Origin of the sequence: Treponema socranskii subsp. buccale, assembly GCF_024181585.1 — a bacterium.
In the GTDB taxonomy this organism is placed as follows: Bacteria; Spirochaetota; Spirochaetia; order Treponematales; family Treponemataceae; genus Treponema_D; species Treponema_D buccale.
Genome location: NZ_CP054258.1, coordinates 2435689 through 2460638, shown reverse-complemented (window position 1 = coordinate 2460638; position 24950 = coordinate 2435689). Strand labels below are relative to the sequence as shown.

The 24950-nt window shown below is 49.5% G+C and carries 19 protein-coding genes and 1 pseudogene; 19 read left to right on the top strand and 1 reads right to left on the bottom strand.

Features of this window, described 5'->3' with window-relative positions; genetic code table 11:
* Window positions 1-68: 68 nt before the first annotated feature.
* Entirely contained in the window at window positions 69-1238 is a 1170-nt protein-coding gene (locus HRI97_RS11075) for an ATP-binding protein (RefSeq protein WP_253725495.1), read from the bottom strand.
* Between the two features lie 264 nt (window positions 1239-1502).
* Here HRI97_RS11075 and HRI97_RS11070 point away from each other — a divergent pair, with 264 nt between their 5' ends.
* The 19 genes and pseudogenes from HRI97_RS11070 (at window position 1503) to HRI97_RS10985 (ending at window position 24942) form a co-directional block, all read left to right on the top strand.
* On the top strand, window positions 1503-3770 hold the full coding sequence (locus HRI97_RS11070) for a helix-turn-helix transcriptional regulator (protein ID WP_253725494.1): 2268 nt from the start codon (window positions 1503-1505) through the stop codon (window positions 3768-3770).
* Window positions 3757-5931, top strand: coding sequence for an extracellular solute-binding protein (locus tag HRI97_RS11065; protein ID WP_253725493.1), 2175 nt, complete (start codon window positions 3757-3759; stop codon window positions 5929-5931). Before HRI97_RS11070 ends, HRI97_RS11065 begins: the two co-directional genes overlap by 14 nt.
* A 48-nt stretch (window positions 5932-5979) precedes the next feature.
* Window positions 5980-6558: a TetR-like C-terminal domain-containing protein gene (locus HRI97_RS11060; protein WP_253725492.1), complete on the top strand. Its 579-nt coding sequence runs from the start codon at window positions 5980-5982 to the stop codon at window positions 6556-6558.
* A gap of 334 nt (window positions 6559-6892) precedes the next feature.
* Window positions 6893-8266 (top strand): radical SAM protein, encoded by a 1374-nt coding sequence (locus HRI97_RS11055; RefSeq protein ID WP_253725491.1) that lies wholly within the window; start codon window positions 6893-6895, stop codon window positions 8264-8266.
* Window positions 8267-8281: 15 nt separating this feature from the next.
* Window positions 8282-8410: pseudogene (locus HRI97_RS12665) on the top strand (S-adenosylmethionine synthetase N-terminal domain-containing protein); the annotation flags it as partial.
* Between the two features lie 308 nt (window positions 8411-8718).
* Window positions 8719-9435, top strand: a complete 717-nt coding sequence (locus HRI97_RS11050; RefSeq protein ID WP_253725490.1) for an MmcQ/YjbR family DNA-binding protein — start codon at window positions 8719-8721, stop codon at window positions 9433-9435.
* A 17-nt stretch (window positions 9436-9452) separates the two neighbouring features.
* Window positions 9453-10319, top strand: a complete 867-nt coding sequence (locus HRI97_RS11045; protein ID WP_253725489.1) for an NAD(P)/FAD-dependent oxidoreductase — start codon at window positions 9453-9455, stop codon at window positions 10317-10319.
* 80 nt (window positions 10320-10399) lie between these two features.
* Window positions 10400-12013 (top strand): CTP synthase, encoded by a 1614-nt coding sequence (gene pyrG / locus HRI97_RS11040; protein ID WP_253725488.1) that lies wholly within the window; start codon window positions 10400-10402, stop codon window positions 12011-12013.
* Window positions 12010-12591: an LPS export ABC transporter periplasmic protein LptC gene (lptC, locus tag HRI97_RS11035; RefSeq protein WP_301338888.1), complete on the top strand. Its 582-nt coding sequence runs from the start codon at window positions 12010-12012 to the stop codon at window positions 12589-12591. The genes pyrG and lptC overlap by 4 nt, the downstream gene beginning before the upstream one ends.
* The gene (locus HRI97_RS11030; RefSeq protein ID WP_253725486.1) at window positions 12572-13387 is read left to right on the top strand and encodes an LptA/OstA family protein; all 816 of its coding nucleotides are present in this window, start codon (window positions 12572-12574) and stop codon (window positions 13385-13387) included. Before lptC ends, HRI97_RS11030 begins: the two co-directional genes overlap by 20 nt.
* Window positions 13380-14120 (top strand): LPS export ABC transporter ATP-binding protein, encoded by a 741-nt coding sequence (gene lptB / locus HRI97_RS11025; RefSeq protein WP_253725485.1) that lies wholly within the window; start codon window positions 13380-13382, stop codon window positions 14118-14120. Before HRI97_RS11030 ends, lptB begins: the two co-directional genes overlap by 8 nt.
* A 163-nt stretch (window positions 14121-14283) precedes the next feature.
* Entirely contained in the window at window positions 14284-15354 is a 1071-nt protein-coding gene (locus HRI97_RS11020) for a hypothetical protein (RefSeq protein WP_253725484.1), read from the top strand.
* Entirely contained in the window at window positions 15354-18536 is a 3183-nt protein-coding gene (locus HRI97_RS11015; RefSeq protein WP_253725483.1) for a FlgD immunoglobulin-like domain containing protein, read from the top strand. The genes HRI97_RS11020 and HRI97_RS11015 overlap by 1 nt, the downstream gene beginning before the upstream one ends.
* Before the next feature lie 253 nt (window positions 18537-18789).
* Entirely contained in the window at window positions 18790-19806 is a 1017-nt protein-coding gene (locus HRI97_RS11010) for a TRAP transporter substrate-binding protein (RefSeq protein WP_253725482.1), read from the top strand.
* A 379-nt stretch (window positions 19807-20185) separates the two neighbouring features.
* Window positions 20186-20677, top strand: coding sequence for a TRAP transporter small permease (locus tag HRI97_RS11005; RefSeq protein WP_253725481.1), 492 nt, complete (start codon window positions 20186-20188; stop codon window positions 20675-20677).
* The gene (locus HRI97_RS11000; protein WP_253725480.1) at window positions 20677-21963 is read left to right on the top strand and encodes a TRAP transporter large permease; all 1287 of its coding nucleotides are present in this window, start codon (window positions 20677-20679) and stop codon (window positions 21961-21963) included. Before HRI97_RS11005 ends, HRI97_RS11000 begins: the two co-directional genes overlap by 1 nt.
* Window positions 21964-22058: 95 nt before the next feature.
* Complete coding sequence (gene rsxC, locus HRI97_RS10995) at window positions 22059-23408, top strand: electron transport complex subunit RsxC (RefSeq protein WP_436411265.1); 1350 nt, start codon at window positions 22059-22061, stop codon at window positions 23406-23408.
* Window positions 23408-24370, top strand: a complete 963-nt coding sequence (locus HRI97_RS10990) for an RnfABCDGE type electron transport complex subunit D (protein ID WP_180484981.1) — start codon at window positions 23408-23410, stop codon at window positions 24368-24370. The genes rsxC and HRI97_RS10990 overlap by 1 nt, the downstream gene beginning before the upstream one ends.
* Entirely contained in the window at window positions 24367-24942 is a 576-nt protein-coding gene (locus HRI97_RS10985; protein ID WP_253725478.1) for an RnfABCDGE type electron transport complex subunit G, read from the top strand. Before HRI97_RS10990 ends, HRI97_RS10985 begins: the two co-directional genes overlap by 4 nt.
* Window positions 24943-24950 lie beyond the last annotated feature (8 nt).

Sequence of the window (24950 nt, the reverse complement as noted above, 5' to 3'; positions counted from 1 at the left end):
GCTCGTGCGTGATTGAATGCTGCCGTTACGGTATTTGACGACTTTATAGCCGCTGTTCGGAAAATAAATCAATTAAACACTTTATTCCACGGGATAACCGTTCCGTACTTTGTGGCGAAGCGTTTTTTTCCGGCATAGATAACGGTTTTAGCGTTGCGCGTATTTCCCGGAAGTTTTGCCCATTTTTCCATGTTTGAAAAATAGTCAAAGCTCATCGTTTCGCCCGATTTGATTTCATACGCTTCAATAGTTTCCGTACCGTCTTGTGTGATGCCGGTTTTAAGCAAATCGATTTCAAGCCCCGTTTTATCGCGCCAATAGGAAAAATCGGGTTCGTTGCCTCGGTTGTATTCGTTATAGACAAAGGCGTTGATAACCGTGTTTTCAAAAAGGTTTCCGCGAAGATAATGAAAAGCAAGCTGCTCCGCATTTTTTAATCCCAACAAATAGCACGCCAATCCCGTATCGGTAAAATACAGCTTAGGCGCTTTCATAAGACGTTTGCTGAAATTTCTAAAATCAGGCTTTAACTTGTAAATTATAAAACTTGTTTCAAGTAAAGAAAGCCATCTGGTTGCAGTTGTCGACGAGATTCCGCAATCGTTTGCCAATGAACTTATGTTTACAAGCTGACCGATTCTTCCCGCGCAAAGTTTTATAAATCTTGTAAAAAGCAAAAGGTCTCCTATGTTTTCCAAATTTCTGATGTCACGCTGCACATAGGTTTCAAAATAATCGGCATAATATCTTGCAGGCGGAATATGTTTGTCATAGATTCGGGGATAGCCGCCCGTATATATGTACTCGTAAACATCTTTAGGTAAAAGGCGGGCGCTTTGCAATTCTTTTTGAGAAAAAGGCAGTAGTTTCAGTACGGCGCATCTTCCCGCGAGAGATTGCGAAATCGATTTCATCAGTTGAAAATTTTGAGAACCTGAAAGCACGTATTGTCCGGATTCTCCCGATTTATCTACCTGCGTTTGGAGATAAGAAAAAAGTTCGGGAACCCGTTGCGCTTCGTCAATAATCGAATGTTCCGGATGAGAAGATAAAAATCCTCTGGGGTCGGTTTTGCAAAACTCGCGTATATCGGGGTCTTCAAGCGAAATGTAATTCCAATCCGGCAAACTGTTTTTTAAAAAAGTTGATTTTCCCGATTGCCTCGGTCCGGTAAGAATCGTTATCGGATAAAATTGCAATGCATGTAAAAACGTTTCTTTTATCTTTCTTTGTATCATGGAATCATTATACCGGACAAATCCGATTTTGAAAAGTGAATTTGTCCGAATGTCACAGTTTGAATTTAAAGAAGGCCTCGCGTTCATTGTAAGCGGCACGGGGAACTCCGCGCTCGCCGCAAGTTGCGCAAATGCCCTGCACTCGTTGCAGACTATGCAGGGAACTCCGCGCTCGCTGTAAGTTGAAGCGGCGGGGGTCGAGTGCTGAAAAAGCGGCGCGTTTGTGCTATACTTATTAAAAGCAGGTTTTTGCTTTCGATGAGTATGAAAAGTTCTACTTCGTATTACGCGGCATTTACGTGGCTGTTTCACTTTCTCACTGCAGCTCTGTCCTTTGTCGTCGTCGTTGCGATTTTGAGCGCGGCGCACGAAAAAATGGTACTGCGCGCCATTTCCAATATGACCGGCGAACTCGTGCAGTATGCCGACAGCACGGCAAAACAAGTGCACACGATGCTGACCGCCTGCACATATCAGAACTTTTACAATCCCCAAGTAACGAAACTGCGCACACAGGCCGACGTTTCCAATTTTGACGCGATACTCGCGATCAGGGTATTGAATTCGTTTACGAGCTCGAACGGCTTTATCGATTCGGTGTACGTGTACAACGCTCGCCGCGCATACGTCTATTCGACAAAGGAAACGGGTTCCGATACGTGCGGCGATTTTCCCGACAGGGGGGCCGTCGAATTGCTGACCTCAAAGGACGCGAGGTATCCGTATTTGATTTGGAGGGGCGATGTGTATTCGCTTATCATTTCGGAAACGGACGCCCGTGGCGTATGCACGAATGCGATGATGGTCAATTTCGACGCAAAAGAATTTAATAAATTGTATTTTCAATTTCCGTACGACAACTGCGTGCTCTACCGCCTCGATACCGATGAAATCGTGTTTCCCGATGTCGTTTCCGAAAATACGGCTTCCTGCGATTTTTCGGCGATACGGAACGCTTCGGCACTTTCGGGCTACATAACGGTAAAACCGCGCGCATCGGGGTATGCGGCGGGAAAGAAGGTGAGAGACACATCGTTTATCTATTCGTATCTTGCAGACCCGCAGCTCTACTATATACGCTGCATCGACGCCGATAGGCTTTCGTATGAACTCGAAAGCTTTCGGACGACCGCCGTACAGGTTGCCGCGATTATTCTCGTAAGCTGGCTTTTCGTTTCGCTGCTCATATTGATTCGCTTTTACGTTCCTCTGAAAAAAGTTGTTAATTTTTTAGCCGTGCAGATCGGACAAAACGCTTCGAGCGGTGATGCGGTTTTTAATAATATCGATCAGTATCTTCAAAAAGAGCTCGTAAGCAAAGAAGCATCCGTTTCCATATTGAAGCGCGAATACTTAAAGCAGCTGCTTACCTCTCCCGCTCCGGACGATGCCGATTTGCAAACGGCTTTCGGCGGATTCGAAACCGAACTCGACACATCGCGTCCTTTGTACATCGTTTTGACCGCGTCCGAACTTTTGCCGGGTGTCGAACGAACGGCAGCGCAACCGGCATCGACGGCGGCAGAAAAATCCGCCGCCGAATCTGTAAAATGTGCGCCGGCGGAAACCGCGCGGCAAGGGGATGCTCCGTGTGCGGCGGAACGCGTTGCCGTCGACGATCTCTTTGCGTTTATCGTTCAGTTTTCGAGCGAAGAAAAAGCGTCCGCATATTTTGAGCGCATCGCGGGGAACGAAAAAGCCTTTGCGGTTATTTCCGAAAAAATCTGCGGCGCGTGCGATATGTACCGTTCTTTTACACGGCTTCGGGAATTGTATGCGGCGCGCATCTTTTACCGCGAAAAAGGGGCGGCGTATGAGCGTTATATCGATACGCGGAAAAGCGGCATGCGCTATCCGGAAGCGATCGAAGCGAAATTGATGCAGGCGCTCCGGGCCGGTAACCGTGCGGCGGCGGAAGCCTCTTACGGCGATACGGTACGCGAACTCTGCGAATACCGATACGCCGCGATCGTGTTTAATTTGAAGCGCCTTTATGTAAACCTTACGGCCGCGTTGGACGGTACGTCCTCCGCCGAAAAAGAGGAACGGCTGTACGACAGCGCCGACCGCATCGCTTTAGTCATCGAACAGGCGAAAGATATTTCGGACATAGATACGGAGTATTATGCGCTTATGGAAAAGATCTGCGCGCAGAGCGAAGAGCAACATAAGCAAAAGCAAAAGAAAACGGCCGAGCGGATCAAACGGATCGTCGACGAGCAGTTGTACGATGCACAGCTTTCTTCAAAGGCGATCGCGGACAGTCTCGGCCTGTCCGATACCTATGTTTCGAAATTGTTTAAAGCATCGGAAAATATTTCGATCGCAAATTATATCAATGAAGCGCGGATGGCGCATGCAAAGCGGCTTTTGCTGGAAACCGATTTGACGATAAAAGAGATCGCCGAGCGGATCGGCATATCGAACGGACAATATTTTTACGTGCTGTTTCGAAAATATTTCGGCGCATCTCCGGCGCAGTTCAGGATGCGGCCGGAGCAGCGGACGGAAAAAGTGCATGGCGACGATTAAAGACATTGCAAATCTTGCAGGCGTTTCTCACGGAACCGTTTCGAACGTGCTCAATAAAAAAGGAAACGTCAGCGTACAAAAAATCAATCTCGTCGAAAATGCCGTGCGGCAGCTGGGGTTTAAACCCAATGCGCAGGCGAAGCAGCTGAAACAGGGAAAGACGAACAGAGTCGCAATCATCGTACCGAAGCTGCATATAAAACGATACGGCGATCTGTATGCGGGCGTCGCCTTTGTGCTGAACGATTCCGATTACGATCTTACGATTTACAGTACCGACGATTCCGGCGAAAAGGAAACGAAGCTCGTCGATACGATATGCGCGGAAAATCCGAGCGCGCTCATCGTCATAAGCGCTTCCCTGCAGCGTATTGCACGGTATAAAGATTCGATGCTTTTTTATGTGGAACGCCGCGTGTCCGATCCCGACGCGTTTTTTTACGCTTTCGATTTTGAGCGTGCGGGTACGGAGCTTGCCGAAAGCGCCGTAAAAAACGGACGGCGGAAGGTTGCCGTGTTTTGCGGCCCGGCACGATACAGCTGCAACGAAGACTTCGTCCGCGGCTGCATTTCGGTTTTAAAAAATGCCGGCTGCCGCTGTTCGGTTTTTTATTCGGAAGAGTCGATGTGCGCGAATACGGCGTTTGCGATCGTATCGGATGATGCCGCGTTCGACGCCGTACTCGTTTTCGGACATGAAAACGAAGAATATGTGAAAACCGCTCATGCGTATTACAATCCCGCCTCGCCTTTGCAAATTTTTACCGTAACAAATAAATCGATGATGCGCGGATTCGAAACGTCAGCGTATGAATTGAATTATAAATATCTCGGCTGTCGAATCGCACAGCGTATTTTACATAAAACGTCGGAGGCGGAAAAAGAATGTATCCTTCCGGCCGACGGTTTTTTAAATCCGAGCGAAGCTCTTCGCCGCATCGCAAAGCGCGAGCAGATCAATTTGCTTACGCTGAACAGTCCTACGGCCTATGCGCTGAAAGCTCTCGCTCCCTCTTTTGCCGCGAAGACGGGGATCGCGCTGAAAATCATCACGATGCCGTACGACGAATTGTACAAAGCGGCATTGGAGAGCAGGGACAGCAAAGCGTACGATTTGATACGGCTCGATATGGCGTGGCAGACCGAAATCGGCGGAGCGATTTTTTTGCCGCTCGATCTTTCGTCCGATCCGTATAAAACGATTTCCGAATCTTTTTCGACAAAAATTCCGCGCGATTATTATTATTCGGACAATAAAATCGTCGCCTTGCCCTTCGATATAAGCGCGCAGATGCTGTACTATCGGAAAGATCTGTTTGAAGACAGTCTCATACGCCGCTCTTTTTTTGAAACGACGAAGCGGCAGCTTACCCTTCCGAAAACCTATGCGGAATACGATGAAATCGCGTCGTTTTTTACGAAATCGCGGAATAAAAAATCTCCGACCGATTACGGCACATCGTTGGTGATCGGTTCGTCCGTAACGGCGGCTTGCGAATTTTTGCCGCGCTATCGTTCATACGGCGGACGATTTTACGACGATACGGGACATATAAAGGTTACCGATCCGCTCTTTCGCAAAACCTTGATCGAGCACATAAAAAGCGCCGAGTGTATTCCGAAGCATACGCTGAACTGGTGGTCGGAAGCGATGAACGAATTCGCGTCGGGAAATACGGCTATGACCGTCGTCTTTTGCAATCACGCATCCGCGATCATGCACTATAAAAATTCCGAATTTGTCAATAAAATCGGTTTTTCGCAAGTACCCGGCGGCTTTCCGCTTTTGGGAGGGGGCAGTATCGGCATTTCCAAAAATACCGTGAAGCTCGATGCCGTCCGCGAATTTTTTTTATGGCTGTATTCGGATCACACCGCTTCGATGATTTCGTATCTCGGCGGCTATATCAACAATAAAAAATTATTGTCCGATATCGATATTTTGAGTTTGTATCCGTGGATAGCGGGGGTTGACGCGGCGATGGCCGACGGACGGCGCCACGACGAAGTGCCGAACGCCGCATTTAACGAATATCGATTTGAAAAGATACTCGGCTCGTCGATCCGTTCGGCGCTGTTCGGTATTTTGGACGTCGATTCCGCGATCGCCGAAGCGCAAAAAAATCTCGATGCCGCATTTAATACAAAAATATATAGCTGAGTTTATGGCTAAAGTTTTTCGATAGAAACGATCATAGGAGGCCTCAACGTGAAAAAACTAACTAAGGAAGCCATATCGCGCTCTTTTGAGACCATGCTGGATAAGATGCCGTTCGATAAGATCACGGTATCGGCACTTGTCAAAGAATGTGGCATTAATCACAATACATTTTACTACTACTATCAGGATATTTATCAGCTGCTGAACGAATGGATCACGCAAAAACTGGGCAAATATGCGCAGAATGATACCGCTGACGACTTGGAAGAGGGTATCAAGGCTCTGTTGCACAGCTGTCAATTGCATAAGAAAACCATCTACCATATATTTGATTCTTTGTCCCGCGATCATTTGGAACGGTATTTGTTTTCCTGTGCTGATGATATTCTGTACCGCTTTATCTGTCACCAGGCCAATGGAAAGGAAATCACTGAAGACCAGTTGCAGAATATTGCCAGCTTCTGCCGTTATGCGCTAACAGGTTTTTTTCTGCGTTTTCTTTGGGATGGTATGCAGGCGGATGTCGAACAGAGCATAAACGCTCTGAGCCCAATGTTCCGTGGCTTCATCGCCCAGAGCATTAAGCAGTTTGCTTGCCCAGACTTGGAATCTCCCGCTGCGAACTGAATAGATAATTCGAACCAGACAATTTAATTGTTTTCTCTGTTTTTCAGAGAGATTGCGTTTTTTGTATATACCTTTCCTGCCCGCGAACTGATATATTAATTATTAAGGAAGTACAATAAAAAGTACGGCTGAAATAGCGCCGATACCGGAGTCCGGAGATAAAAAACGCTGAAGCGTTTTTCTTTTATTCGTGCGGAGACTTTCATACTTCATTCTTTCGGATGTAATAAAAGGTATGAAAGCCGACTGCGATTCCTTATGAGAACACACAGTGCGACGTTTACGGCGCGCTGTGTGATAGGAGACACTCGCGATTTTATGGGAGGTAAAAAACATGAACATTTCCGCTACACTAAAGAAATTCGGGTTAGAAAAGACGTTCGACTATCTGTATAAGGAGCCAGAGAAAAACCTGCGCACCCTGCTGAACTGGGGCGACAAGATGGTGGGTAAGATGTTTTCTACGCAGCTTGCCCAAGTGCGGGAAGCGGTTGAAAACCCCAATCATCCTTTCTACAGCTATATCCGTCATCTGATTCACGATGTAGACCCTGACGTTCTCAAGGCAATCGTCGTCAACTTTTTTATCCATCAAAACATGATCGGATGGTCTAAACAGGAAAACTTGAGAAAGAAGTACCGCTGCAATATCCCATGGGCAGTTCTCTTAGATCCGACATCCGTTTGCAACCTGCGCTGTACTGGCTGCTGGGCTGCGGAGTACGGCAACCGTCTGAACCTGACGTTTGATGAGATTGACGACATCATCCGTCAGGGGAAAGAACTGGGCATATACATGTACATCTACACCGGTGGCGAACCGCTGGTACGGAAAAATGACATCATCCGCCTATGTGAGAAACACGACGACTGTACTTTCCTTTGCTTCACCAATGGCACATTGATTGATGAGGACTTCGCAAACGAGATGCTTCGCGTTAAAAACTTCGTGCCGGCCATTTCGCTGGAAGGTATGCAGGAAGCGACGGACAGCCGACGCGGGTCGGGCGTGTTTGATCAGGTGATTCGCGCTATGGATATCCTGAATAAGAAAAAACTGGTTTACGGCGTTTCTTCCTGTTATACCAGCGCCAACTATGATTCTATCACGTCGGAGGAATACTACGATATGCTGATTGAGAAAGGCGCCTGTTTTATCTGGTATTTCCACTATATGCCAGTAGGCAACGACGCAGTGCCAGAATTGCTGCTTTCCCCTGATCAGCGTGAAACGGTATATCGGCGCATCCGGGAATACCGCACCCGTAAACCACTGTTCGCCATAGATTTTCAAAACGATGCCGAGTTTATCGGCGGCTGTATCGCTGGCGGCAGGCGGTATCTGCACATCAACGCCAATGGCGATATCGACCCATGCGTGTTCATCCATTATTCAGACAGTAATATTCGAAAAAAGTCCTTACTTGAAGCCCTTCAGTCGCCGTTGATGATGGCCTATCATGATGGCCAGCCCTTTAATGACAATATGCTCCGACCCTGTCCCATGCTGGAGAATCCGCAGAGCCTTCGGGATATCATAAAAAGAACCGGTGCAAAATCCACCGATCTTCAATCGCTGGAATCCGCCGACCACCTGTGTGCCAAGTGCGACCATTACGCTGCATGTTGGCAGGAAAAAGCAGAGGTACTGTGGGAAGAACGGCTTGAACAGCGCAAGCATGCACAGCACGAGGAGTTTTCAAAATGACAAGTTTATTTTACCTTTGAGTCCGTTACTTGCGGTCACCCAGACAAAGTGTCCGCAAGTATTGCCGATCGCATCTTTGATGAAATACCGGCACAGGATCCTCTTGCCCATGTGGCATGTGGGGTAACCTGTGCAATCAATTAAGTGTATATTTTTGGCGAAGTGACCACGAGTGCCAAGGTGAATTATGCTTCTGCCGCCCGCTGTTTCAGCCGCTCGGTATAGTCATCAAAAGCGCAAGTGATGAAACAGCGACGACAAATGCTGAAGCTATGACATTCGTATATTCGGTTGTGTTGATAATTATTTCATCGGCGGCATTGTATTTCGCTCAGCGATTAATGCAGCGGCATAAAAAAGCGAAGTAAAAACAGCGGTAACTTTTCGCCGCCGCGCCGGTTTTATCGGCGGGCGTTGACGCGCGCGGGAAGAGGGGCGTATACTGATCTTGCATGACGATCGAAGAAGAAATCTTTGCGCGCTCGATTCCCGATTTTGCAAAACTTGTGAAATTCGGTTTTGTTAAAAAAGGCTCGAAGTATTCGTTTTCCGGAAAATTTTTGAACGGCGATTTTACGGCCGACGTCGTTGTCACAAGCGGCGGAGATGTCAGCGCTTCGGTGTTCGATGTACAGGCGGGCGAACGCTATCTTCCGCTCAGGGCGAAAAGCCGGCAAAGCGCGTTCGTAAACGAAGTGCGTGAAAGTTACCGAGCGTTTTTGCGGGAAATTAAAAACGCGTGCTTTGTGCCGCAGCTGTTTTTGACGGATCAGGCGAACCGGATCGCGCGCGAAGCGGAAAAACTTTTCGGCGATAAAATCGATTTTCCGTTTTCGACCGCTCCCGACTACGGCGTATTCAGAAATCCCGAAAACCGCAAGTGGTACGGAATCATTATGAATATACCGAAAAGCAAAATCGAAAAGCAGGGGCGCGCTGCCTCTCTTTCGGCGGACGATGCGATCGTCGAAGTCATCAACGTAAAAATCGATCCTGAAAAAAGTATCGAGCTGAAAAAGCGGCGCGGTTTTTACGATGCGTATCACATGAGCAAAAAAAATTGGATAACGATTGCGCTCGACGGCAGCGTTTCCGACAGCCTTATCGTCGATTTATTAAAAAAAAGCCGTGCGCTCGTATCGCCCCGCCCTTGTCGTGCGCGCTCATAAATACGTATATTTAAAGCATGGAACGATACGACATCGCAATAATCGGGACGGGGCCGGCAGGCTTGTCAGCTGCGCTCACCGTAAAAATCCGCAATAAAAATTTCGTGCTTTTGGGCAGCAAGCGTTTAAGCGAAAAAATCGAAAAAGCGCATGCGGTGCAAAATTATCTCGGTTTGCCGAATATTACCGGAAGCGATATGCAAAAGGCGTTTTATGCGCACCTCGATGCGATGGGGATCGAGGTCACGGAAGCGCGCGTGCAGGCGGTATATCCGATGGGCACTTATTTCGGCTTACAGACGTCGATCGGCATGCTCGAAGCGGAAGCCCTTGTTTTGGCGACGGGCGTCGTCGCGGCAAAGCCGTATCCGGGAGAGGAGCGCTTTCTCGGCAAAGGCGTAAGCTACTGTGCCACTTGCGACGCGCCGCTGTATAAAAATAAAACAGTTGCCGTCATCGCGTTCGGCGCGAATGAAGAGAGCGAAGCGAATTTCCTCGCGGGTCTTGCGGCGAAAGCGTATTATATTCCGATGTACAAAGGAGATGTGCACGTGTCGGATAAAATCGAAATCGTGCGCGAAGTGCCGAAATCGATCGAAGGCGATACTTCCGTGCAAGCGTTGGTAACCGACGCGGGAAAGATCCGCACGGACGGCGTCTTTATTTTGCGCGAAGCGATTTCTCCGAGCCGGCTCGTATCGGGCATCGAAGTCGACAACAACCACGTGCGCGTAAACCGCCGCATGGAAACGAGCGTCGCCGGCTGCTTTGCGTGCGGCGATCTCGTCGGTCCGCCGTATCAGTACAGCAAGTCGGCGGGCGAGGGGACGATCGCCGCCCTTTCTACGGTAAGCTATCTCGATGCGAAAAAACGGGGCGCGTAAATCGTATGTTGAACGCTGTCTTGTAAAATCGGCCGGCATTCTCTATTGACGAAGCGCGGAGTAAATGGGAAAATCGCGCTATGAGCAAATATATACTCGTGACCAGCGGCGTATGTTCCAGTCTCGGTAAAGGGGTTGCGTCCGCATCTCTCGGAAGTCTTCTCGAATGCAGCGGACTTTCGATTTCGATGATAAAATGCGATCCGTACATCAACCTCGACGCGGGAAACATCAGTCCGTTTCAGCACGGCGAAGTATATGTTACCGAAGACGGCGCGGAAACCGATTTGGATTTGGGCAACTTTGCGCGCTTTACGAGCGTCAATGTCGCCGAACACAACTGCATTACGATCGGAAAAATTTACAACCAAGTGATTCAAAACGAACGCGCCGGCAGATACAACGGACGCACGGTGCAGGTCATCCCGCATATTACCGACGAAATAAAGCGCAATATTCTTGCCGTCGGCGAGCGTTCGAATGCGGACGTCGTTATCGTCGAAATCGGCGGCACCGTCGGAGATATCGAATCGATTCCGTACCTCGAAGCCGCCCGGCAGCTCATCCACGAACTCGGCAAAAATGAAGTGTGCGCGATTCACATAACGCTCGTGCCTGCGATCATCGGCGGCGAATTGAAAACGAAGCCGACGCAGCATTCGGTGAAACAGCTGCAAGAGGCGGGAATCCAGCCGGATATTCTTTTGTGCCGTACTGCAAACGAACTCGATATGCCGATCAGAAAAAAAATCGCGTTGTTCTGCAATGTCGCTCCCGACGCGGTTTTTTCTTCGATCGATGTGCAAAAATCGGTATATGAGCTTCCGGTTATTTTTCATAAAGAAGGTTTCGACGCGCGGGTGCTCAAAAAATTCGCGCTTACCGCCGAGCGCTGCAATATCCGCCCGTGGACGGCATTCCTTGAAAAGCTCAATGCCTGCGGTCCCGCCGTGTGCATCGCGGTCGTCGGCAAAAAAGATTACCTTGACGATTGCTATAAATCAGTGCGCGAATCCCTGTTTCACGCGGCTGTGACGCAGTACGGCGCGGAGCTGAAACTCCGCAAAATCGACGCGGAAACACTCGAAAGCTGCAAAAACGAAAAAGAGGTGCGAGCTGCGTTCAAAGATGTCGACGGCATCGTCGTACCCGCGAATTACGGGCAGCGCGGATTTCTCGGTCTTCTCGTCGCGGTAAAATATGCGCGCGAAAACGATATACCCTACCTGGGTATCGATTTGGGTATGCAGCTCATGGCGATCGAGACGGGACGTTCTCTGTGCGGCTGGGCGGATGCGGACAGCACGGAATTTATACAAAACAGCGCCCATGCGATTATCAGTTTGCCGGAAGAGCAGACGGGGCTTTCCGCCGCCGGTACGATGAAGCTCGGCGCGGGAACCGTCCGCATTATTAAAGATACGAAGCTTGCCGGTATCTACAAAAAGCTCACGATAACCGAACGGCATCGCAATAAATATACTTTCGATAAAAAATACACCGCCGATATGACCGAACACGGTCTCATCACGTCGGCCGTCTCCGAACCGGATAATTGCACGGAAGCCTTCGAGTGGAAGGATCACGCGTGGGGTATCGGCGTGCAGTATCATCCCGAATTCGTTTCGCGTCCGATGAAACCGCATCCCCTTTTCGTCTCGTTTATCGGAGCGGCGCTCGGTAAAAAACGATGAAGTCGATTTTTTTCGCCGCGGCGGTTTTATGTTCTTTGCCGTTTATCGCGGCCGGGTGCTCTTTGAAATATTCCGAGGGTCAAAAAAACGTCGATGCGGAAGTTCCGGAATTCGTTTTTGAAAATACCGATTTTTCGCGCTGGGAAAAAAATCAAAAGATGCTTTCGATGCGCGCACAAACGCTCGAACAATATAAAAGCGGCGGTACTTATGCGGATTCGGTTTCGTTTACCGCTTACGCGGACGACGGCAGCGCGGAAACCGAAGGCTCATGCGCTCTTATCGCATTCGATCCGAAACAAAAGATGTATTCGCTTTATGACGGAATCGAGCTTACGAATGCGCCGAGAAACGTAACGATCGCTGCGGACGAACTGCGCTGGGACGGAAATACCGAACAGCTTACGAGCCGCCGCACCGATACGATTACGATGAAAAAAAACGGCACGATTATCCGAGGTTCGGGATTTTCGGCAAGCGGAGTAAGCAACCGTTTCGTATTTACCGGCGCCGTATCGGGAACGGTTGAAACCGATGAAAACGCGGAGGAAGGCGGCAATGCGCAAAATCGTCCGTAACGGACAGATAATCTTTTTATTAATTTTATACGGTATCGCTTCGATGCTTCCGGTATGGGCCGAACGCATTACGTTTTCCGCGAACAGTATGACCGGTACCGCAGGCAATACGTCCGATACGACAACGCTTTCCGGGAGCGCATACGTTCTTACATCGTCTATGGAAATAGCCGCCGACTCGATTACGATGAGCGGAAAAAATTTCCGCTATATCGAAGCGGAAGGAAACATCACCGGAAAAAATATCGAAACGAAAATGGAGTTTACGTGCGCGAGTCTTTCGTATGACCGCCGGACAAAAATCGCAACGCTGAAAGACAATGTGCACCTTGCCGATACGGAAAACGGCGTATCGGTCGAAGCTCAGCTTATCGAGTATAATCAAAATACCGACATTGCACGAATTCAAATCGGTATAACGATCAAACAAAAAGACAATGTCTGTTCGTGCGCGTACGCCGTGTACCGCAAAAAAAATAAAATGCTCGAAATGAGCGGCAATGCCCGGATCACTCAAGGCGAAGATACTTTCCGTGCCCAACAGATTACGCTGAATCTTGATACGCAGGAGATAACCCTCGACGGCCGCGTCAAAGGTTCGGTCGTCGACGATAAAAGCGCCGAGCAGGATAAAGATACGAAAAAAGATTCCGCTGCCGGCATCGATACGTCGGACAAAGACGATGCCCCTTCGAGTGACGGGATGCCTTCCGGAAAAGAAGGCGGCGCGGATCGGAGCGGAGATGCGGAAAGCGGTGCAAACGCTTCGCCCGGCAAACGGAGGACGGATGGCTGACGAAATGCGGCACGTACTGCAAGTTTCAAGTCTGTATAAATCCTTCGGCAAAAAACGCGTCGTGCAAGGCATCGATTTTTCAATGCGCACGGGCGAAGTGCTCGGTCTTCTCGGCCCGAACGGTTCGGGCAAGACGACGACCTTTTATATGATCGTCGGCTTTTATCGTCCGACTTCGGGCGATGTGTTTTTGGACCAAGAGCGGATTACGGCGCTTCCCATGTATAAGCGCGCGAAGCTCGGCATCTCGTATTTGCCGCAGGAGCCGTCCGTGTTTAAAAAGCTGACGGTCGAAGAAAATATTTGGGCGATCCTTGAAACGAGACGCGACCTTTCATTCGATGAAAAAAAGATGAGACTCGAACAGCTCATAAGCGAATTCGATATCGGAAAGATCAGAGCACAGCAGGCGATCACGCTTTCAGGCGGAGAGCGGCGGCGTACCGAAATCGCCCGATCGCTTGCAATCGAACCGAAGTTTTTGCTTCTCGACGAACCTTTTGCCGGTATCGACCCGATTGCGGTCGCCGATATCAAAGGTATGATCAAACTGCTTTCGGAGCGCGGCATCGGTATCCTCATTACCGACCACAATGTGCGCGATACGCTCGAAATCACACACCGCGCGATCATCATCAGTACCGGACAAATCATGATGCAGGGCACGAAACAGGAAATCCTTAATTCATCCGTCGCCCGCGAAATCTATCTCGGTAAAGATTTTTCGATGTAGGCGCGTGCGTAGATTTATTGTGAAAATAACTGTAAACTATCGCAGTTTCGTTTGTTTAATAATAGGTCGGGTGTCGAGTTTTGTTGAAACGCGGCATTGGATTTATTAATAAAAGTATCGTAAGCGGTTTACGGGAGTTTATTGCAGTAGCAAGGAGTGTACGATGAAAAGAATTATGATGACGGCAGGGGCTCTGTGTTTCGCCTCTGTGATGTTTGCCTATAATCCGCCGATCAGCGGAGAAAGTCTCGACAGGCTTGTAAGCCCGACGCAGCTTACGTATGCGTCTTCGAGCGCAGGCGGGGGAATTTTTACCGCCGGTTCCGATGCGATCGTTTTCAATCCTGCGCTTATCGCATCCGAACAGCGCATCACGCTCGATGCCTCATACACCGCGATTTTTTCTTCAAACGGCGGAGCGAATGTTTTCGGTTCGGCTTTTCAGACCGGCATTCTTATTCCGTGGAAATACTTTGCCGTGAGCGGCCTCGTCAAAGGCGTATTTCTTCCGCTCGATAAAATCGATGTCGGCAATACGCTCAGTACGAATATCGGCATTGCAAAAGAAGTGAGCGAGCGTCTGTCCGTCGGACTGGGAATCGCGGGCGGTTTGTATTGGGGATACGGAAGCGATTGGTCTTTGAGTGGAAATATCGGAGCGATGTATCGCATACCGCATGTGGGTTTTATGAAAGATTTCAGAATCGGCGTGTCCGTACTCAATCTCGGCAAAAATTATACGTCGACAAATGTCATCGGCATCGACGGCAAAAATACGTCGGATATCTTTCCGATGCTCGGCACGATGCACATCGGAGCTGCGGCTCTTTTATTTGCGAACGATTATATAAAAGGCGGGGCTTCGGTCGAATTGATTACGCCGGGATTTCAAAATCTCATCGTTGCGGCGGGATTTCACTTTGCCGTAAACGACGCGCTCTATTTGCGCATAGCGGAAGAAATCAATATCCGCGAAGCCGTCGTGCTTGCAGACCGCGGTGCCTACGGCAATTTTATGCCGGCGATCAGTCTCGGCTATCGTTTTACATTTAAAACGAAAAACAACGAATATATGAAACGCAACGGCTGGGGCGAAAGCGATATCACGGTGAATGCCGGATGGCAGCAGCTTTACGAAACGGTACACGCCGTTTCGGGCAACGTCAAATTCAATTTGGGACTGGCGGATACCGATCCGCCGGAAATCGAACTGTGGGCGGGGGAGGATAAATAATGAAACGGATATCTGTGCTTATCGCGGCGGTACTCTTTTTGTTTTCCGCCGCTTCGGTCTTTGCCCAGCGGCAGCCGAAATATATTTCGCCGAATAACGACGGCGTTCAGGATTCGCTTGACGTTCCGCTGCGAATTTCCGACAGGCGGTATGTCGTTTCGTGGAGCTTTGTCGTCGAAAACGAAAGCGGCAGCGTCGTGCGCACGATCGGAAACAAACTCGCGTTTACGGAAAAGCTGACGTTCAAATCGTTTTGGAAACAGCTCTTTTCTGCAAAAAAAACGATCGATATCCCCTCCGTCGTTTCTTGGAACGGTGTTATGGATAACGGCGAAACGGCTCCGGACGGAACGTATAATTATTATTTTACGGCGACGGACGATAACGGTAATGTCGGCAAAACCGGCAAATATACGGTCATCGTCGATACGACGCCGCCTTCCATCGCGCTTACTCAGCCGACCGATAAGATTTTCGGCGAAGGCGCTAAATCCGTATTTTCCGTGCGGCAGTCCGGTTCGAAAGAAGACGAATGGAAAGGCGTTTTCGCCGGAGCCGACGGAAGCGCAGTCAAAACCTATTCGTGGAAAGATACCGAGCCGCCCGCGTTCAATTGGAACGGAACGGGAGACTCGGGAAAGCCGGTTGCCGACGGCATCTATTCGTATACGATTAGTGCGACGGACAGAGCGGGAAACACTTCTCCCGCCGCTTCCATATCGAATATCATCTTTTCTGCGGAAAAACCCGCGACGAATATTGCGATTTCAGGCTCTCCTTATTTTTCTCCGAACACCGAAAGTAAACAAAAAGCGGTTACATTCAACGTAACGATCCCCGTTCCCGACGCGAGCACCGGAAACAAGCTTACCGAATGGGCGGTAAGCATAGTCGATGCAAACGGCAAAGTCTACCGTACATTCGATCAGTCTTCGTCGGCCTTACCGCCTGAAACGATCGTATTCGACGGAACGGGAGCCGACGGCAAAACGCTCCCCGACGGACGCTATCAGGCGCGCGTTACGGCAAAATATCTCAACGGTTACGAGCCTGCTCCGATTACTTCGCCGGTCTGCGTCATCGATACGAAAAAACCGCAGGCTCAGCTGCGCGTATCCGATAAAGTATTCGGCGCGGGTTCGAAGAGCACGATTACAATAAATGAAACGATTGTGCCGAAAACGCTTGCGGCGGTTCCCGCATGGACGGGGCGCATCTACGCTTCGGGCAATATGACAAAAGCCGTGCGTGAGTATTCGCTCGGCGAATTCCCGCCGGAAACGGTTTCGTGGGACGGTCTCGATGATGCCGGAAAAATTGTACCCGACGGTTCATACGTGTACGAGCTTTCGGCAACCGACTTGGCGGGCAATACCGTAGCCGTCCGTTCCGATGCGTTCAATTTCGACACGACGAAGGCGACGCTGCTTCTTGCAATGCAGGACAGCGCGTTTTCACCGAACGGCGATAAAGTCAAAGATACGATTTCCTTTACGCCCGTCACGCATGCGGGAAGCGGCGGTATCGTAAAGTATGCGTTTAAAATTATGAAGGCGGGTTCGAGTACCGCGCTTAAAACGCTGAGCGAAAACAAAGACGTTCCCGCATCGTTTGTGTGGGACGGAAGAGACGACAAAGGCGCTCTCTGTTCCGACGGACAGTATATCGCTTCTCTTGAAATAACGTCCGCAAACGCTTCGACGGCATCGGCTTCGACGCAGGCTTTTGCCCTCGACACGAAAGCACCGTATCTTGCCGCGGAAATTCCGTGGATGTCTTTTTCGCCGTCAGGCGATTCGAGTCAAAGCACTTTGCCGGTCGATGTCCGCGACTGCACGACGGAAAAACTGTGGACTGCCGAAGTGCGCAATGCGCGCGGTACCCTTGTCCGGAAATACACGTGGGCGGGCACCGTGCAGACTGCAGGCAAAGCGGGATTCGCATGGAACGGTGCCGACGAATCGGGCAATACGGTTCCCGACGGCACGTATACGCTTTCCATCGCTTCGACGGATGAAGCGGGCAATGCGTTCGGCACATCGATTCGAGGTATCTCTGTCGATACCCGCGACGTAAAAGCGTACGTGACGACGGCTTACGACGGTATCTCTCCGAACGGCGACGGTATACTTGATTCTCAACGTTTTGATATCCGCACATCGGTCAGCGACGCGATTTCGTCGTGGAATTTCGACGTATGCAGAGAAGACGGAAAAGCGGTGCGCAGCTGGTCGTCGAAAGACGGTGCGAGCCTTCCCGCATCGATTATGTGGGACGGTTTGGACAGCGCGGGAAAAGCCGGTGAAGGTACTTTTATCGGAAAACTCGGCATCGTATATCGAAACGGGCGGAGCGTTTCCGCCTCATCGTCTCCGTTTGTATGTTCGGCCGTTCCTCCCGAACTCAGCGTCCGCACGACGCCTTCATACTTCAGCCCGGACAATGACGGCGTTGACGACGATTTGTTTATCAGATTGAACGGTTCGACAAAAGGTAAAATTACCGCATGGTCGTTTACAATCAACGATCCGAACGGACGCCGCTTTTGGCAGACGGGCGGAACGTCGGCGATTACGGAACGCATCGTGTGGGACGGTTTGAGCAATACGCAAAAGACCGCGTCGGGCATGGCGGAACGCGTTCAGTCGGCGGTCGATTATCCGTGGGTGTTTACCGTTAAAGACAATCTCGGCATGACGTCGACGGTGCGGGGGATCATCCCCGTCGACGTGCTCGTCATCCGCGAAGGCAATGTGCTTAAAATGGCCGTTCCGTCGATCATCTTCCGTCCCGACAACGCCGACTTTAAAGTCGAAAGCGCGCCCGGAAAACGCGACGGCGTTACGGCGGAACAGGCGGCAAACAACGAACGCATCCTCAAGCGCATTGCGGAAATCCTGAATAAATTCAAGGAGTATAAAGTTGCGGTCGTCGGACACGCGAACCGTACGACGGAAAACGAAGCTGAAGAAACGCAGGACAATCCGCGTCAGTGGGGACCTGCGCTGATTCCGCTTTCGCAAAAACGCGCGGAATTCGTAAAATTCTATCTCGTCGATAAAGGCATAAGCGCTTCCCGTCTTTCTACCCAAGGAAAGGGCGGTACGGAGCTTGTCGCCGATTGGCGCGATAAAGATCAGAACTGGAAAAACCGCCGCGTCGAATTTATTCTGCAAAAGTAAGCGTAAAATACGCGAAACGTAAAACGGGGCTGCCGTAAGGCGGTTCCGTTTTTTTTATTTGTGCGGAGGGTTTAATACCCCGATACCGCGTGAAGCTTCGCTGCGAGGCTGCGTCGGGGTTGTTGATTGCGAACGGCGATGTGATTGCCTTATTAATTTTTTTATATTGATTTTAATTTTATTCCATTATATGATATACCGTAAATGTTGTTAAAAACGACGACAACAGAAAATCGCGTTTTTTGGAGGAACTATGAAAAAAATCGTTGTTTTTGCCGCCGCACTGATTATTGCAAGTACGGCATTTGCTATCGGAACGGCGGACTCGAGTGGAAAACCTCTTGAATTGATTGTCGCTCATAATCAAACTTCGCTTGAAAATCCTTATGCTTATGCGATTATTAAATTTAAAGAAGTTGCGGAAGCGGAGTCCGGCGGCAAAATCAAAGTTATCTGCCACCACGGTACGATGGGTGAAAATGAAAATGAATTGGTGGAAAAACTTGATATGGGCGCTCTTCAACTTTGTGTCGCTTCTCCCGGATTTATGGCTGCAATCGGCGTTCCTGAAGTAAATATCTTTGCGCTTCCGTATTTGTTTAACAGCTTTGCGCATTGGGAAAAGTGTCTCGACGGAGAATTCGGTACGGCTTTAAAAGACGTGGTTTTGAAAAAGACAAATAACCGTTACCGCATTATGGGATATTGGACGGCTTCGGTTCGCGATTATTACGGTAAAAAGCCGATTAAAAAACCGGCCGATCTCAAAGGTATGACAATCCGTACGCAGAATTCGCCGGTTCAGCTCGATTTTTGGAAAGGCTGCGGCGCCATTCCGACGAGCGTAGCATGGGGCGAATTATATCAGGCGCTTCAGCAAGGCGTTGTCGATTCTGCGGAAAACGATTACACCAATTTTATGCTTAAAGAGCATCATAAAACTCCCAACGGAAAATACGTTTGTGAAACGCATCATGATTTTACGACGCGTTTATTTCTTATGAACGGAAACTTCTATGATAAACTCACGGAAGAGCAAAAAGGATGGATCAATAAAGCCGCAGCAGCAGCAACGGCCGAAGACCGAAAAGTCACCTACGCTATGTTTAATTCTTCAAAAGCGAAGGTCATCGCCGACGGTGCGGTTGTAACCGATTTTAAAGATATGGATATCGCCGCTTTCAAAGCGATCGCCGTTCCCATTCAGGATAAATTTGCAAAAAACAACGATATGACAAAATACATCAATATGGTACGCAGCGCAAAATAGTTTCGGGTTGCGGGCATCCTTCCGGTAACGCATACGCGATATCGGAAGGTTTAAATTGAACGTCTGAAATTGCGCCGTTCAATTTAACTTCGAGTTTCGGACGAAGCCGAAACATCGCTTATTAACTGTGCGCTCTCGCGCACTAATTATACAGCTCCTAAATCTGAAGATTTACTCGCTGTATAATTTTAAGGAAGGTTTAAAAGCACCGCTCAAATGGCGCGGCGCTTTTAACTTCGAGTTTCCTCTCGAAAACTCGCGGATATACGTGTGCGCTTACGCGCACGAATTGTCCGGCTCCTAAATCCGAAGATTTACTCGCCGTACAATTTTAAGGAAGTTTTTTATATCACAATTTATAGAATGTTCGGGAAATTATATGCGAAAAATTATTGCAGGTATGCAAAAAATTCAAATCCTTATAGGCGGTCTTTTCCTTTTGCTTTTTCTTATCACCGTTGTAATACAGATGTTTACACGATATACGGGAATCATTGCTACGTGGACGGAAGATGTCGAAATGTATTCTTTTATTTGGGCCGTATTTATGGGAGCCGGTGCCATGGTGTATGAGAAAAAGCATTTTGCTTTTACGGCTCTAAGCGATTCTTTAAAAAAAGCGGAGTCGGTAAAAAAATTGTCCATTATTATTTCCGTTATCATGATGATATTTTGCATGCTAATGACATATTACGGCATTCGGTTGACAAAGCAGTTTTGGAATTATACGTGGGTGAATATTCCGAAATTCAAGCGCGGGATTACGTGGATTTGCGTTCCCATTGCGGGAATTACGTCTTCAATCTATTTGTTGGACAGTATCGTTGCGGATTGTATTTCATTGGCAAATTGTAAAAACGGAGTAAAATAATGGCAGCGTTGTTGGTTGTATTATTTATCGTCCTCATAGCGATAGGCGTTCCGATTTCGTTTTCGTTGGGTGTGGTTTCATTTGCGGGAATTTTTGCTCTCCCTCAAATTCCCAACGCCGTTGTGTTCAGCAAAATGTTCAACGGTCTCAACAGCTTTACATTGCTTGCGGTTCCGCTTTTTATCCTTGCCGCAAACCTTATGAATGAGGGTGCGATTACGGATAAACTCATAGATTGTTGTACCGCTCTTGTCGGCCGTTTCCGCGGAGGACTTGCCTATGCGAATATCCTCGTTTCGATGATCTTTGCGGGGATTTCCGGATCTTCGCAGGCGGATACAGCCGGCGTCGGAAAAGTATTTATTCCTGCGATGGATAAACAGGGATACGATATGGAAACCTCCGTGGGTGTTACCGCGACGTCGTCGACGCTCGGTTCGATTATTCCTCCGAGTATCATCATGGTCGTGTATGCCGGCGTCGCAAATGTAAGCACGGGCGCTTTGTTTATGACGGGAATCGTTCCGGGAATTTTACTCGGACTCGCAATGATGCTGGTTGTAAGGTTTTATTCAAAAAAAAAGAATTTCCCTATCGGCGAAAAAGTTCCCCTGACGGCCGCGCTTAAACAAACTGCGATTTCTTTACCGGCGCTTTTTACGCCCATTCTTTTGATCGGAGGGATCGTATGCGGCTGGTTTACGCCGACGGAGTCAGCCGCATTTGCTTGTATGTACGCTCTCGTCATCGGCATTTTCTTTTATAAGTCGATAAAACTTTCTCGGCTTCCTCATATTCTCATCGAAACGATGAAACTTTCTTCGCTTTCGCTTTTTGCGCTTGCATCCGCAAATGCGCTCGGTGAATTGTTAAGCTATTACCAGTTGAATATGATTATCCGCAATTTTTTCGTTGCGCTTCCCGGCGGAAAAATATTCTTTCTTTTTATTGTAATCGTTTTCTTTATGTTTGTCGGAACGTTTATGGACGCAGTCCCTGCCGAAATTTTATTTGTCCCGATTATTCTTCCCGCTGCGGTCAGTCTGGGGATCAGTCCGATAATGCTCGGCTTGATTACGGTTTGTACGCTTTCACTCGGACTGGTAACGCCTCCGTACGGTTTGTGTTTGCTTTTAGCTTCTTCGATCGGAAATCTCAGCATCGAAAGATCTTTTAAAGGCTGTCTGCCGTATTTTATTTCATCGCTTGTAATTCTCGTATTGCTCGCGCTGTTTCCGGATTTTTGGCTGATGATTCCCGCGTCATTATTTCCCAATTTGTTTTGAAATGCTCGCAAGGAATATCGCCGACGTACCGCTTACAACGTACCGTTTACAGTTTGACCATTCCGAAAGAATATCATACAATAGCGGCTATGCGTATGTTTACATTTAAAGGCGGAGTCTATCCGCCGGAGCGGAAGACACACACTCGCGACGGGACCGTCGAGGATGCGTTTCCTTCCTCTAAGCGAGTGACGATCCCCGTCACGATGGGCGGTTCTCCGAACGAATGTACCGTAAACGTCGGCGACCGCGTTGTCAAAGGGCAGGTTATCGCTGCCTCCGACAAATACATGTCCGTTCCCGTACATGCGTCGATCGCGGGGACGATAGCACAGATCGCGCCGCACACTGTGGCAGGCGGCGCGCAAGTTCCCTGTGTTACGATCGAATCGGACGGAAGCGATGAGACGTCGTATATGAGTCCGCTCGATCCGTTTGCGTGCGATACGAAAGATGCGCTCGATCGCATCAGGAACGCGGGCATCGTCGGTATGGGAGGCGCGTCGTTTCCGACCTATGTGAAACTTTCGCCGCCCGACGGTACGAAGATCGAATACGTTATCGCGAATGCGGCGGAGTGCGAACCCTATCTCACGGTAGATTATCATACCGTAAAGGAATCGTGCAAAAAGATGATCGACGGGCTTGCGATCGAAATGCATATCTTGGGGGCACGAGGTATCGTCGCGCTCGAAAACAATAAACTCGATCTGATAAACGTCATCAACGAAGCGATCGCCGAAGCGAATCATACGAACGATATAGAAATCAAAATCGTTAAGACGAAGTATCCGCAGGGCGGTGAAAAAAATCTTATTACCGCTATTTTAAAGCGTGAAGTACCCGCAGGCGGTCTTCCCGCTCACGTCGGCTGCATCGTTTCAAACGTCTGTACGGTCTGCGCAATTTCGGATGCGTTTCGGCTCGGTAAGCCGCTCATCGAGCGCGCGTTTACCGTAAGCGGAGGTGCGTGTGAAAATCCTGCGAATCTGCGGGTTCCGGTCGGTACCCTTGTTGAAGATTTGATCGGAGACGTCATCCGCATAAAAGACGACGAACTCGTGCAGATCCTTTCCGGCGGCCCGATGATGGGTGTCGCTTCGGCTGACGCTTCTTTCCCCGTTGTAAAAGGTACGAGCGGCGTTTTATTTTTAACAAAAAAAGAAATTCATATCGGCGAAGAAGGGCTTTGTCTCGGCTGCGGCAGATGTATTCCGCCTTGTCCGATGCGGCTCTCGCCGGTTATGATGGCGCGTTCGCTGAAAGCGAACGACTACGATGCCGCCGTACGATTCGGACTTATGGATTGTATCGAGTGCGGAAGCTGCGCATACGTTTGTCCCGCGCGCGTCCGTTTGGTGTACCGATTTAAACTCGGCAAAGGCGTCGTCAAAGCGCGCGCTGCAAAGAAAAACGCTGCGGGTAAAGCAGCTGGAGGAAAATAATGAGCGAACCGGTGAAAAAAGAAATGTACGTGTCTCCCGCCCCGCATTTTGTCGAAGGGGTGTCGACGCGCTTCCTTATGTGCATGCTGATTACGGCGCTGCTGCCCGAAACGGTATACGGTGTTATGCTGTTCGGTTTCCGCGCGCTGTTTGTCGTGCTCGTTTCCGTTGCGGGAAGCGTCGTCTTCGAAGCGGCGTTTCAAAAACTGACAAAACAGAATGTCACGGTAAACGATTGTTCGGCCGTCGTCACGGGATTGCTGCTTGCGCTCGTACTGCCGCCGACGGTTCCGCTGTGGCAAGTGCTGCTCGGCGATCTCTTCGCGGTCGTCGTCGCCAAGGGATTTTTCGGCGGACTTGGGGCGAACGTGTGGAACCCCGCGCTTACGGCGCGTGCGTTTTTGTTCGTCAGCTTTTCCGCCGCGATCGGTGCGTCCTGGCTTACTCCGGGAACGGATGCGGTAAGCGCTGCGACTGTCCTTTCCAAGCTCAAAGAGGGAGCCGTCGCCGCAAATGCGGATATGTATCTTGAAAGCTTTTTGGGCAACACGGCCGGCTGTATCGGCGAAACGAATGAATTGCTCATTTTGATTTCATTCGCATTTCTTGCTCTCACGCAGGTGATCGACTGGCGTGCGCCTGTTGCGATGGTCGCGACGGTTGCGCTTTTGACCTTCGTTTCCGGAGGGGACGTCGTTATGGCGCTCACATCGGGAGGTCTCCTCTTCGGCGCTACCTTTATGGCGACGGATTACGCGACGACGCCGGTTACGAAAATCGGACGCGCGGTGTTCGGCGCGGGCTGCGGACTTCTTACCTTTTTAATAAGAAAATTCGGCGGTTATCCCGAAGGCGTTATGTTTTCGATTTTATTTATGAATTCGCTTTCGACATTCCTTAATAAATTGACGCCGAGAAAATACGGCTGGGGCAAAGCGGCGAAAAAGGAGGCAGCACAATGAAACATATTTTAAAACTCGGGCTTACGCTTGCGATCTTCGCATCCGTTTCGTGCTTTTGTCTTGCGCTCGTCAACCACATCACGGCTCCCGTCATCGAACAGCGTCAGGCGGATAAAGCGAGTTCCGGTATGAAAACGGTATTTGCCGACGCGGATTCGTTTGAAGAAGTGACGGATTTTAAAGCGAGCGCGGTGCCGGCGATCAGTATCGACAAAATGTATCTTGCAAAAAAAGGCGGCAGCGTTATAGGCGCCGTCGCGCAAGTGACGGGTCCGACTTACGACCGATCGACGATCATTTTCGGTATAAAAAAAGACGGCGTACTCACGGGTATGCAGTTTCTCGCATCGAGCGATACGGCGGGCTTCGGCTTAAAAGCGAGCGATCCGAACTATACGGTTTCGAGCGGCAAAACGTTTTACGGGCAGTTCGAAGGTAAAAATGCGAACGACGGTTTCGTTCCCGGTCAGACCTTCGAAGCGGTATCGGGTGCGACGATCACGAGTAAAGGCGTTGCCGAACTTTTGACGCAGGGAACGCAGAGCGCGCTCGCCTGTCTTGCTGCGAAATAGGAGTGAAA